The sequence below is a fragment of the Hylemonella sp. GW821-FHT10B10 genome (assembly GCF_059415585.1).
In genome coordinates this window covers 1455930-1470017 of the sequence record NZ_JBWKNN010000001.1, presented here as the reverse complement: position 1 = coordinate 1470017, position 14088 = coordinate 1455930, and the positions used below count along the sequence as shown (strand labels likewise).

Sequence of the window (14088 nt, the reverse complement as noted above, 5' to 3'; positions counted from 1 at the left end):
CGTCAATGGTTGCTGACGTCGGCCGCATCACCCGTACCTCCGGGCTGGCCGTCCTTGCCGTAGCTCAGCAGATCGAAGTCACCCTTGCTGCCCGGGCTCGTGTAGAGATAGGGCTTGCCCCAGGGGTCGGGCGGGGCGGCTTTTTCGAGATATGGGCCGTTCCACTTGGCGGCGCGTACGCTGTCCGCGGGGCGGTTCACCAAGGCGCCCAGACCTTCCTCTGAACTGGGATAGCTGCCAGTGTCGATGCGATAGGCACCGAGGGCACGGCTGAAGGCTTCGATCTGGGATTTGGCAACAGCTTGCTCGGATTTGCCGAGTTGGCCGAAGTATTTGGGGCCAACGTAGGCGGCCAGGAGGCCGATGATGGCGACGACGACCAGTAGCTCCAGTAACGTGAAGCCATGTTTGAATCGCATCGACTTATTCATCAAATTATTCATCAAAAAAACATGCCCACTATTTTCAACCTATGTGTCTCTAAGCAATAACAGCTTAATAGGCCTACACGGCCCAACGATTATCTATTCACCTAGCCCGACACTCCAGAATAAACACGCAACCCGCGTCGTCCAGAGAGATATCCTCCCGGCCATCGCCTCGGGCCGTCAGGTAGTGCCGCGCACCGTGCAACTCCGGTCTTAGTGGTCGGGACATGATTTCACGCTGGTTGAATATTTAAATGAACAAAAGGCAAGACCTGACCCCAGGATTTCTCGCCCGGATCTCTCGTGACGGTCTTGCCGTCGTCACTGACGGTGCCCAGGTCGGCCATCAGACTGACCACTGTATATCCTTTGGCAAGTTGAACGCATCACTAACAACGCGAATCCCCATCTCCCATTGAGATGCAAGCTTCTTAGCACGTCGCGCATCGCTCAACTCGTAAAGCAACTCGGTGAACGGCATACATCGCGGACGATCTGACTCATCACCTATAAACCAAGTGCGAGACCATGGAAACCAGAACCAGCCGAATATCTTCAACCCACGACATTCACTTGTCACGGCGTAGCGCCCGATCAACCCGATAGTGCGAACTTTTATTTGGATAGCATCTTCGATCACACGAAACTTGAGATTAGGGGTCTCGACTTGAATGTCGCCGCCGATTGCTCGTGCAATCCAAGTTTCGTTTAACCGAAAAACGTGCGGTACATCAATAATCCACCCATTCTGTTGTCGAAATGAATATATTCCGCCCCCATCAGCTACAAGTTTTGTTTGAGGCACAAGCGAATCACTGATCCGTGTCAGCACCCCCGAGCTCGAATCCATAACATAGAATTCATCAGAACGATCTGTCTGCCCTACACCAACAGGACGCATCAGAATTGGGCGCAGTGAATTACTTGGCAGGACAGTCACAATTTCCTCCAAGAGCGGAACCAACTTTTCCGCCCAATGTCGCTGCACCTGGCGCAGTCAATCCCAAGTCATATCGCCAATTGCTGCGTGCAAAAGAATCAATAGGATCGCGCACCTTTTCAAAAGGTATATCCCGCTTCGACAAAAAATCGCGAATCGGTTTGAAAAGCCTGTAGTCACTCCGTACCTGCGATCTCAACGCGTATGCGCCCTCTTTGGTCATTGTCTGGGCCATAGGCTTCAGTGCCGCAAGTGTTGCCTTGTATCCAAGCCGTCCCCCAAGAGACATTGACGAAACCGCCGAAATAGCCACATCGCCCCAATCGACGCAACTGAAATTGCCACCGTTCTTATACAGTTGCACAGCAAGATCAAGCCCTCCACCGAAAAGCGCACCGATTCCCATCGCAACTACGGGGATGATTTCTCCAGTCGGGTCCGTATACGTCACAGGATTCCCCTCCACATACCCCGTAAAGTTCACCCCTGCCTCCAACCCCAGTGGATCGTCGGAGATGAATACTTTTCTCACTGGATCGTAATATCGTGCCCTGTAAAAATACAACCCCGTCTGATTGTCATTCTCCCGCGACGTGTACTGGGTCGGATTGTTTGTCACATCCGGCCCCACCGTGCTTGATTCCCCATACGGGCTGTAGGCATAGCTGTTCTGCAAGTTGGCACTGTTGTCATCCGCCAACTGCGCAACCACGCTGTTCAGCACGTCGGCAATGTAGATGCGGCTGAGTGCTGCATCCTTCTGCCCCGACGTATTGATCGCCACTCTGGCGATGGTCTCATCTAAGTTCAATCCAGTCAGCAGCCGATGGCTTAGCTTGCCGTCTCGAATTTCACCCAAAGCCTGAGCTCCTTCGTAAAGGTATTGGACGGTACTGGTCCGGCCACCCTGAGAAACTGCGTTTTGCACCCTGCGCCCAAACGCGTCATAGCCATAACTGGCCGTCAGCAGGTTGTTTCCCCCTGCCCCATTTTGCTCAATCCGAATCAGCCGATTGCTGGCATCCCAGACATAAAGCGTCTGCTCACTGGTGTCCCCCGCATTCTGCTTCTGCACCAGATTGCCATTGGCGTCATACGTCAGATTCCAGGTCTTGCTCGTCCCGCCCAGGTTCAGCGTGATGGCTGTCATGCGGTTGGCCGCATCGAAAGTGGCCGTCATGGGCGTTTCGCTCTGCCCCGTGCCATTGGCGTTGAGCGTGGTCCGGGCGGTACGGCGGCCATTGGCGTCGTACTCGTAGTCGATCTGCTCGATGAGCTGCTCGCCCGCCGTGCTTGCACCTTTGAGGTACTTGATCTGGCTCAGGCGGTCCAGGCTGTCGTAGCCATAGGCCTGGGTGATCAGGTCCGGGGTATTGCCGGCCTGGACCTTGCGTGCGCTCAAGCGACCGGCAGCGTCATAGCTGTAATTAGTGCTGTGGTCCTGCCCACCAATGTTGGTAGTGTGGCCCAGCAGGCGGTCGGCGTTGTCCCAGCGGTAGGTGGTGACCTCTGGCGCGGCAATGCCCGTACCGCTCAGGGTACGACGGGTCATCCGGCCCAGGCTGTCGTACTGGTAGGCCAGGGTGTGGCTGCCGGCGGCCGTGGTGGCCGTGGTCTGAAGGGTGCGGTCTATGGCATCGTAGACATAGCTATTGACGCTGCTGGCATCACGCACCTCGCTGAGGCGGCCCGTGGCATCGTACTGGTAGCTGACTGTGCGGTCCGGCAGCTCCAGGCTGGCCAGCTGGCCGCGCTCGTTATAGGCCAGAGTACTCACCTGGCCCTTGCGGTTGGTGACCTTGCTCAGGCGGCCCGCGGCGTCGTATTCATAGGTCTCGCTCTGGTTGAGCGCGTCGGTCTTGCTGGTCAAGCGACCCTTGGTATCGTAGCCGTAGCGTTCGATCTGCACGCCTGCGGCGTTGGTCACTGCCGTGACACGGCCGGCACTGTCATAACTCAGGCCGGTGTTCTGCTGCAGCGGGTCGGTGGCCTGAGTGGTCTGATCCAGGGTGTTGTACTGCAGGCTGCCGCTGTAGCCCAGGGCGTCGGTGTTGCCCGTCACGCGGCCCAGCGCATCCGTGCCCATGCGGGTCTCGTTGCCCTGGGCGTCGGTGATCTGCGCCAGATCACCGGCGATGTTATAGCCCAGGCTGACCTTGCGCTGACTGGGCGCGATACTGCTGGCCACTCCGGACTGCACCATGGGGATGCTGCCCACATTGACCTGGGCTGGCGCTACCGCCTGGCTGATCAGCCCCTGGGCGTTGTAGCTCAGGCTGCCTTGCAGGCCCACCGGGTTAGTCTCATTGGTCAAACGGCCCGCATTGTCATAAGCGCTGCTGGTGAAGACCGGTGTGTAGCTGAGGTTCACTCCGCCTTGGGTACTGGGCACGCCCAACAGGAAGCGCGTGACCTGCACGGGCTTGTTGAAGGTGGGGTCGTACATGGCCTCGATGCGCTGGCCCAGGGCGTCCACCACGGCCGTGAGGTTACCCACCGCGTCGTATTCGTACCTGGTTTCACGGCCCAGCGGGTCGATGGTTTTGGTCTTCTGCTGCTTGGCGTCGTAGACGAACTGGGTGCGCTGGCCCAGCGGATCAATGGCTTCTGTGGCCAAGCCGCGGGCGTTGAACTTGCTGCGGCGCACTTGGCCATCGGGTTGGGTGACGATGACTTCCTGCACCGTACCGCCGAAGAAGCGCCAGCCCGCTGCGCGGGTTTCTTCGGACTCCACATCCGGGCACGTACCCGCCAGGGAAGGGGTGATGGTGTTCCCACTGCTGGGGGCCAAAGTCCGCGTGGCCAGGGATTGGCCAGCACGGCAGGTGTAGTCCCAGGTGCGGCTAGTGCCGCCAGCAGGCTCCAAACCACCACTCAGCACCTTGACCACACAGGCCCCCGTGCGCCGGTAAGCGAACTTCCAGGTTTCGCCCGTGGAGGTGGTCTGCTTGACGACACGGTCTGTCCCGTAGGTGTTGACGGTGGGCGTATCCGAATCCGGGTAGAGGATGGAGCTGATGACGCGCATGCTCGAAGGCATGAGGTCTGCAGAACATGCCGTTTGCGCCACACCTGTGTCCGTGTTGGTGTAGGTGGGCACTGGCTGGTAGTTGTATTGTGTGACGCGGCTGGCTGCGTCCGTGACCTTGCTGACGCGGCCCTCGCTCGTGTACTCGTAGTCCACACGGCGGCCCGTGTGATCTGTGATGCGAGACACAAAGTTATTGGCCCCGTAGCTCATGCTCAGGCCACGGCTGGCTAGCCCGGTGATGGACAGGATGCGCCCATTGCTCTGACGGCTGATGTTGGTGGTGTTTCCGCTGGTGTCGATGATCTTGGTTACGAAGAGCGGCGGGCCGCCACGGATAACCCCCGTAATGCCAGCAAAGGGTTCGAACTGCCAACGGGTACCGTCCTTGAGCACGAACTCCCAGTTACTACCGGAAAGCGCACGCGCATAAGCGCCAGCGTAACGGGTGTCGTCCACGGGACGGTACTTGCCCGTGCCGTCATCCACCAGATTGACGTAAATGCCGCCAGGCATGACCACGCGCTTCTGCGCACCGCTCATGGGCCAGAAACTGATGTCGTAGCCCATGGTCCAGCCGTAACCAAAGCTGGTGATGGTGCCGGCGCGGTTGTCGAAAGCGTCCACGGGGTTGTAGCGCATGCCCATGTCAATGGGCGTCACGCCGCCGATGGACAAACCACTGTGCTGCTTGGCCATCTCCTGGCCGGTGAACAAGTCCACTGGATTGCCGGCCGTACCCGCGGCCTGGGCCTGCCCATCACAGGTTGGGCATGGCTGCGGCGGCTTGGGTACCGGCGGGCAACTTAGGCTGAACAGGCCACACACCCCGCAGAAGCGCGGGATGCCCACGCCCGGATCGCTGGTGACGGTCTTGCCATCGGCACTCACAGTGCCCAGGCCGGCCATCTTCCAGTCGCCGGTGCCGCCCATGGGCGAGCCATCAAACCACCAGATCTCGACCTTCTCGCCCGGGTCTTTCTCGGCCACGTTGGGCAACGTCACGGGAATGGGAGTGCTGGGGATGCCGCCCATGGGCGTGCCGAAGTAGAGCTGATAGGCCTCTTTCATGGGGAAAGGCGGCGCACCGACGGGCAGCTTGTCGGGGTCGATCTTCTGCACGGCGATGCGCGTTTTCTTCACCCCGTCCCAGCCGGTGATGGTGGCACCCGCTGGCAAAGTGATGGCGAAGCCGGGGAAGCGCTCGTCGGTGATCTGCTGGTCTTGCGTGGCGTTGTTGATGGGCTTGAACAGCGCATCGGCCGGCGGCGGCTGGAGGATCCAGTCCGACATGGTGAGCAGCTCGTTGGCTGCCAGGGTCACGTTATAGGGCCAGATGGGATAAAGCGAATTGGCCGGCGTGGCGTCGAAACGCAGGGTGGTCACACCGCTGGACAGGCCCGTCAGCGTGAAGTTGCCGCCGGCGTCGGTGACCACCTGGTTGGTGGTGATGTCCTGGCGCACGATGATGCCGGCAATACCCGCTCCGGAGGGCGTGATGAAACGGCCCTTGACGCCGGTGACGTTGTCCTTGGTCACCACCCGGACAGCCACCTGGCTCTCGCGCACCCAAGGCAGACCGTTAAGGGTGGCTTCAGCGCGGACAGTGACGGTAGCCTGGCTCAGCGCGGCAGAGCTGTCGGCCAGCAAGGTGAGCCTGCCAGTCTGGTAGGCGCTAAGCGCGGGTGGATCAAACTGGGCGGTCACGCCCGCGGGCAAGCCGTTGGCGCTGAGTCGGGCCAGACCCTGGTAGGCATTGGTGCCGGTGCTGGCCATGTTCAGCACCAGGCTGGCGCTGGAACCCTGGATCACGTCAACCGTGGACGGGCTGACCTGGAAGCTGAAGTCCTGCGCACGGATCACCGTGAAAACCGGGCTTTGGGCCGAGCCCAGGCTGTTGCTCACGGTGATGGGACCGCTTTGGGCGGTTTCGGGCACGAGGACCTTGAGCTCGATGGCCGTGCCGGACTGCACGATGGCTGGCACATTGCCCGCGAAGGCCACCGTGTTGGCGTTGGCCGGCGAGGCAAAGCCCTCACCGGTGAGCGTAACCACACTGCCCACCGTACCGCTGGTGGGCGTGATGCCGCTGATGACAATGGCCGTGGCCACAGGCGGCGTGGCGGTAAAGCTGAGCTGCCCCGGCGCAAACGGTACGGCCGAGGCGCTGAGCGCCACGGTACCGGCGCTCGTGGCCTGGACATTGAAAGTCACGCTGGTCAACCCCGGGTTGATGGTGACGCTGGACGGGTGCTGCAATGCCGCCGTGCCGCTGCTGTTGAGATTGACGGTGTAGGGCGTGGCACCGGCGGCATAGGGCGCGGTAATGCTGACGGCCACCGTTTCACCCACCACCAGGTTGGTCTTGGCAGCCGACATGGCCAGGGGAGCCGGGCTGCCTACGGTCACGCTGGCCTGGCCGACCACCGCGCTGGGCGTGGGATTACCGTAGGTGGGCGCCACGGTCTGGCTTGCGCTGAGCACGGTAGTGCCCTGCGCCAGGGCCGTGACACGGCCCTGGGCGCTGACAGTGGCCAGGCCTGAATCTGCGATGGACCAGCTGGTGTTGGCGTCCATGCCGATGTCGCGCGTGCTGCCATCGGAATAGGTGCCCATGGCCTGCACTTCGGCGCTCTGGCCCGGCGTGAGGCTCAGGCTGGCGGGCGTGAGCGTGATGCCGGTGATTTCGGGCGCCACCACATTGACCACGACCTGGGCCGTGCTGCCGTTGAGGCTGGCCACCACGGTGGACTGGCCTAGCACGATCGCGGTCATGGGCACATCAATGGCCAGCACACCCGCAGGCACGGTCACCTGGCTGGGTAGGCCCAGCGCAGCGGTGTTGCTGTTGCTCAGGCTGACGATGGCAGGTTCCTGCGCCGCGCGGTCCAGCGTGAGACGCAACTGCCCCAGCTTGCCCTTGGGCAAATCTTGGCTGGCTGGCAACAGGCTGGACAGGACAGGCGGCGGCAAGGTGATGGTGACCGGTACCGACTGGCTTGTGCCGTTGAGGCTGACAGTGAGCTGTGTGCCCCCCGCAGCGAGTGCCTGGACACTCAGCTCTGCCTCGATCTGTCCAGCAGGAATCAGCAGAGTCTCGGGCACCTGCAGCAGGGCCGGGTTGGCCACTGCCAGGTCGACCGTGACGTCTTCTGTCTGTACAGCATTGAGGCGCACAGTGACCGCACCGCTGGCGCCTTGCTGCAGGCTCAGGGGACTGGGCAAGACAGACGCGATGGCAGCAGGTTGCGGGGTGACGACGACCGTGACACTCTGACTCGTGCCGTTGAGGCTGGCCATCACCTGGGCCTGGCCCACGGCCAGCGCACTGACCTGGAACTCGACCTGGTTCACTCCGGCCGGCACGAGGACGGTGGCTGGCACCTGCACCGTACCGGCTGGCTGGGCGGAGAGCGCCACCGTGGTGACACTGCTTTGTGCGCTGTTGAGCTGCACAGTCAGCGTGCCGCTGGCGCCGACGATGAGGGTGCTGCTCGCGGGTGTGAGCGCCGCCACGGCGGCCGGCACCGGCGTGACCTGCACGGCCGCTTCCACCGTGCTGCCACCCAGCGTGGCAGCCACCAGGGTGTTGCCCACTTCGAGTGCATTGACGTTGAAGCTGGCCTGCATGGCCCCGGCCGGAACGGTGACACTGGCGGGAATGCTGATGACGCCACCGGTGCGCGCCTGCAGGGCGACCACCGTATCGGTGCCCTGTGCTGCCGAAAGCTGCACGCTGAGTTGGGCTGTGCTGCCCTTTTGCAGCACGCTGGTGGCGGGCAGCAGCGAGGTGACGGAGACGGCGGACGGCACGATGCGCACGATGGCAAACGCGCGCGAAGCACGCGGCGTCCCCGGCAAAGTTGCCGTGACGTAGGCCAGGCCCGTGGCTTGGCCTTGCACCGAGAAGTTGGCGGTGGTCTGCCCGGCCGGAACAGTGACATTGGCCGGCACGCCGAGCTTGGCCGCATCCGAGCTGGCCAGAGTCACCGTGGTGTCCTGCTGCTGGCTGGGCGCAATGCGCAATTGCAACTGGCCGCTGGCACCTTGCTGAACGGCGCTGTAGATGGGGCGCAGCGACACAACACGCGGCGGCACTGGAGAGACGTTGACGGCCACACTGCGCGAGCTGCCGTTGAGGCTGGCGGTCAGCGTGGTCTGTCCGACCCCCTTGCCGCGCACGGGGATGGCCACCTGGGATTGCCCGGCTCCGTAGGCCACACTGCCGGCGACGGTGGCTATGTTGTCGTTGGCGCTGCTTAACGTCACGGCACCGGCCACGGATGGGGTGGGACTGAGCGTCGCCGACAGTACCCCGCTCTTGCCATTGGTCAGCTCCAGCGGATTGGGGGTCAGTCCGCTGAGCGTAGAAGGCACCACGGGGATCTGGCCTACCTGGATCTGGTAGTTGATGCGCACCGGTGCGGTGCCATTGACCTTGACCAGGATGAGATTGAGCACGCCGGTGCGCAGCGATACGCTTTTCTGGAAAGTGGGGATGGGTGCACCCTGCGCCGTGAAAACGTTGCTGGTGCTGACGACTTTCTGGAAGTTGACCCAGATTTCGACAGAGGCGCTCTTGCCGCTGGGCCACTGCGCCGAATTGTTGTTGACGGAGATGTAGAAAGGACCGCTGACATTGCGGCCGACAGCAAAGCTATCGATATCAGCAAAATTGGCTGCGCCCAGACCCGTAGGCGTGATGGATGCGCTCTGTGAGCCATAAATCGTGGTCTGCGCTGCAACCTGGGATGCCCCGAGCAGGAGCAATACCGCCGCCCAGCCTTGCAGCCGACGCAGCAGCGCCCGCACATTACTGCTTGTGATCCACGACATATCGCGCCTATCCCTGAGTGTGAAGATCGCAGGTCTTGCGCGTGCAAACCGCGGCTCGCGTAGCACACGGCATTCGAGGCGGGCCTCCCAGCCCGCCGCGGTCAAGCGCTTAGACCATGCTCACTTTCTGTTCTGATACCAACCTACCTGTAATTGCCCGAGCGCCGCGGCTTAGCCCGCGAAGCCCACTTGCTGCAGCAACGACATGGGCACCATGTACTCCTTGCCACTGACCGTGATGAGCTTGGCCTGACCTGCGCCGCCAAGAGTAGCGATAAGCTGAACTTTCTCGACCCGCTCGTTCTGGGCAAAGACTGACAATGCATCCCCCATGGCGACAACCACGGTGTAGGTCGTCGTCGCCTGCAGGGTGCTGGGACCTTGCGGCAATGCCACCGTGATGCTGGCGGTACCGGCAGCGGTCGTACCGGCAATGGCCGCGCTCAGAACTTCGGTGGGGACGCCATAGGCCGGGATCAGCTTGAACAGGATAGTGTTGCCCGTCGGCACGTTGACGGTTTCAAACGTCACAGTGACTGGGTTGACCACGTCAGTCGGCAGCGTCACGTCGGCATTGCCCGTGGGGGTTGCCGGAACGGCCACGCCGGCGATCGTGGCGATGCGCAGCGAAGGCAGGCTGGCCAGGAAGACGGGGCCGGGGACATCGGTGGTGTAGGCCGGTGTTGTGGCACCACTGTAGGTCAGGGTTTCGGCTTCGATGCGAATACGGCCGACTGAACTGCGGAAATAGTTGCAGGTCATGTTGGTATTGATAGATCCCGTGATGCCTTGCGGACAGCCGAAGTTCGCTGTGATCGAACCAGCGCCCGTTACGCTGGTCGCGACGATGCGCACCGCTCCACCCGAACCAGCACCGCCTGAACCACCCGAATTGGTACCCGCAACCGCACCGCCGTATCCAGCCGAAGCGGCAATACTGCCAGTCAACGTGACCGTGCCAGAACTGGCAATCAACAAGGCGCCGCCACCGCCGCCACCGCCAGACCCTGGGAAGTTAGCGCCGCCGCGGCCACCGCCGCCGCCTGAGCCGCCGATCAAGGGCTGCAATATGGCAGAGCCGTACGCCTTACCGGAAGCGGGTGACGCACCACACCATTGGTAATAGCCGCCGGGGTGGTAATACTGCTCTAGAGCAGCCTGCGCATAACCCGCTGAGCCGCCTATGTATCGATATTGACGATTGTCACTCCCGCAACCATCAGCACCCTCGACACCACCGAGCCCGCCGCCAGGCCCCAGACCTGCGCCACCTCGGATGACTGCCGGTGTCTGTGCCAGATCATCACGCCCACCTCGGCCACCGTCATAACCGCCTGGGCCACCTTCACCCGGAACGCCATCATCGGCGACCACCCCATCCCCTGCCGTACCCGTAGCAGCAGCAGTTTTCCCGTTAATGTCAATCACGCCAGCAATCGTCACATTGCCACTGGCCAACAGATACACCGGCGTATTCAGCGCATTGCGCTTGAACTTGACCGTCACACCAGCAGGAATATTGATCGTGGTGTAGTTCAGAACACCGGAAGGTGGCAGCTGAATCTCAGTATTGACCGTTGGAGCCAGCGCTCCATCGGCCCCCGTACTACCGCTGGTGAAGGCGTGCGCCCCAGTGACAGCGAACGCGAGAGCCAACGCCGCCATGAGAGCCTGCGGACGCAAGCCGAACCCTGCGCGGGAACGGATGGAAGTGGACTTGAACATGGCAATCCTCCTGAACGAATTTGAAAAAGCAGTAGGTGAAACAGAGATGGGTGCAGCGCCGGATACAAGAGGCACGTGCGTTTCGTTGGAAATGGGTGTCTTCATGGTGCTGCCCTCTTCATTGCGGCGAAACGATGGTGATGGTGTTGGCCGGAACAGCTTCGGAGCTGGTCAAGCCGCCAGGAACGCGCAGTCGGACCACGCGGCTGCCAATAGCCGCTGTTGCATCAATGCGCACGCTGACCGTGAGCAGCTCGCCGAGTGCATCCGTGGCCCACTGCACCGAGCCAAACTGAACACCCGCTCCAGGCTCGGTGAGCAGTTCATAGACATCCTTGAGTCCATCCCCACGCACAGTGAAGGTGTAACTCTTGCCCTGCTCCAGCACGATGGGCGTGACCGATTCAAGCAAGGTCGGCAGGGCGCCAATATTGAATTGGAGCGTGGCAGCAGGCACGGTCGTGAATCGACTCGTCACGCCATTGACGGTCTGGCTCAGCGACACACCGTAACGGCCGGCCGGCACATTGCTGGCGACCGTGACCGGTACCGTCAGCAGCGTGCCCTGCGAATTGACCGCCCAGGCGCCGAAGGTAATCCCGGCATGCCCCAGTGAAGTGATGGCACTGGTTTTGTCCAGACCCAGGCCCTGCACCGCCAAAGTAGCAGTCGAGCCGATCAGGAAGCCATCGGGCGTCGTAGGCGCGATGTTATTCACGAATCCACCGACCGCCACGCCCACATGCGCACCCACCACAATCCGGTTGTCAGTCACCGCGATGGGCGGCGTCTGCACGACCACACCAACCAGGGCAGCTGGCACCAGCAAGGCGCTACCAGTTGGCTCCGTCGTAGCCGAGCCCACCAGCAGCCCAACAGCCGGCGCGCTAACGTCAGCATAGGTTGCGCCGACCTGCTGTGCGACTTGCACCGTATTGGCGGCCATGGTCACATTGCTGGACTCGCCGCCGGCAGCCACCACGATCACGGTGCGCGGACCTGTAACCGCTGCGGATGTGGCCGTCACAGGAACGGTCAGCAGAGTTCCATCCGTATTGGCCGTGATGACGCCGTTGGCTGTCACCGCCAAGCCATCGGCAGGCTCGAAACGCACACCCAGCACGTCGCGGAAATTCTTGCCGCGCAGGGTCAGCGTCGTACTCGTCCCGGCCTTGATGACCTGGGGCGCAGTCGCAATGATTTCCGGCGCAGGCGCTGCTACCAGGAAACTGCTCTCAGCATCGCGCACAAAAGACAGGCGACCAGATGCCGTCCGCAGCACAATCTTGCGGGCAACTTTGGCTGCCGCGACATCCACTGTGATGGGCAAGGTCAGGACTGTGCCTTCCGGATTCACGCTGAAGGCAGATTGGGTAATACCGTCAGGTGCAAGCAAGCTGACCGACTGCACTGCCTGCAAACCGACACCCGTGACTGTCAGGTTCAGGGATGTGCCCACCACAGCCACCTTAGGCGTGACGTTGTAGGCCGCGCCACCAACGACCACACCAAGCGAAGAGGCTGCCACCGGACCGATGGACTGGTTGGACGGAGCCCTCGAACCATCACCCACCATGATGCCCACGACCGGTGCGAAGACAGGCCCCAGAGTTCCATTGATCTGGGTCACGATGCTGAACTGGTTGGCGGCATTGAGCTCCGCACTGCTTTGGCCCGATGGCGTGGTGATCTGCACTACGCGCGGCCCAACCGACGCCAAGGGATAAAGCTGGATCGTGGCGATGAGCTCGGTACCATCCGTATTGATCACGGGCTGTGGGTCGATGGCCACATCAATACCGGGCAGCAAAGCCAGTTTTCCGTTGTGCAGATGACGACCACGGACTTTGAGTTGCAGCAAGGTGCCCGCCTTGGCATACAGCGGCTCAATCGAGAAGATTTCCGGCTGGCCGGTAGTCAGTACCAGTTGAGATGCAGCCGCTGGAACGAACGGCAACACCTTGCCGCTCGCATCCTTCACCACGACACTGCGTGCGCCAGCTATCGCATTGGCTGCGACACTCAGGGTTGCAGAAATCTGCGAACCATCGGCTGCGATGGCTGGCACGCCCAAGGTCAGACCTGCCGCCGGCAGCATCGACAACGTTGCGCCAGCAGGTATGCCACGACCACTCACCACCAGGCTTTGCGTCTGCCCCACAGGCATGCCGGCCGGGCTGATGCCGGTCAGCACGGGACCAACCGTCACCCCCACCAGTGGCGCCCCGAACAAGGCAGAGGTGGTGTTGGAAGTCGGCTGCGTGAGCGAACCTACGACCAGACCTACAGGCATGGCCTGACTGGTGTTCACTCCTCTGAAGTCAGCTGTGATGAACACAGGCACAGTTGTCGACACCAAAGTAGAAGATGTGAGTTGCAACGAAGTGAAGCCCGCGACCTTGGGTGTAACGCTGACTTGCACGGACGTCTGCCCCGGGGCTATCGTGACAGTGGCCGGTGAAATGGTCGCCTTGCTCGTGTCGCTCATCACCAAGTTGATGGCGTGGGACACCACATCAGAGCTCGACAGTCGCAAGGTGATGTTGCGTGCCGAGTTGTCCGGCGGCAAAGCCAGTGGAGATGGCTCCACAGACAACGTCGGCAACACCGGCGCCACTGTGAGGGCGATGGACGCAGTGCCCTGTGCGTTGGTGAAGCTAAGGGTTTGTGAGCCAACTGGGACAGCTTGATCGGCAATCAGGTCCGCTTGAATCTGAGCGGCCGTCTGCCGGACGTTGAGCAGATCCAAACCTGGATCAGACGTTCTCAGGCTACCCGCCTGCAAACGCTGCCCCGTGATGAGCAGACTTTTGGTTTCCCCGCGACGGATCAGGCCAGGTGTGACCGTACTCAACACAGGCACAAAGCCCGACGCCGAGCCCGCACCCGTCACAGAAGTGAGGTTGCCTGCCGCGTCGTAGGTGTATTCGGTGACCTGACCAGCGCTATCCACGTATTGGATAAGCCTGCCCAGTGGGTCATAGCTGTAACGCTCAACAGCCGCATGGGCCGGCTGATAGAGTCCAGCGCCAATGCACGCAAGAAGCGCTACTAAGCCCCACACGCTGGACAGCGACAGCGTTTGCAATCTGGCAAAAAGCCGCAGCAAAATGCATTCCTCCCGTTTTAGC

5 protein-coding genes are annotated in these 14088 nt (G+C 61.6%); all 5 read right to left on the bottom strand.

Going from position 1 to position 14088, the window contains the following annotated elements:
* Window positions 1-2: 2 nt before the first annotated feature.
* Window positions 3-419, bottom strand: a complete 417-nt coding sequence (gene gspG, locus AC07NT_RS07150) for a type II secretion system major pseudopilin GspG (protein WP_493036500.1) — start codon at window positions 417-419, stop codon at window positions 3-5.
* Between the two features lie 355 nt (window positions 420-774).
* On the bottom strand, window positions 775-1368 hold the full coding sequence (locus AC07NT_RS07145; protein ID WP_493036498.1) for a hypothetical protein: 594 nt from the start codon (window positions 1366-1368) through the stop codon (window positions 775-777).
* Complete coding sequence (locus AC07NT_RS07140) at window positions 1349-9232, bottom strand: RHS repeat-associated core domain-containing protein (RefSeq protein WP_493036496.1); 7884 nt, start codon at window positions 9230-9232, stop codon at window positions 1349-1351. The genes AC07NT_RS07145 and AC07NT_RS07140 overlap by 20 nt, the downstream gene beginning before the upstream one ends.
* Before the next feature lie 171 nt (window positions 9233-9403).
* Window positions 9404-11062: a hypothetical protein gene (locus AC07NT_RS07135; RefSeq protein ID WP_493036494.1), complete on the bottom strand. Its 1659-nt coding sequence runs from the start codon at window positions 11060-11062 to the stop codon at window positions 9404-9406.
* 13 nt (window positions 11063-11075) lie between these two features.
* Complete coding sequence (locus AC07NT_RS07130; RefSeq protein ID WP_493036492.1) at window positions 11076-14066, bottom strand: hypothetical protein; 2991 nt, start codon at window positions 14064-14066, stop codon at window positions 11076-11078.
* Window positions 14067-14088: the final 22 nt, after the last annotated feature.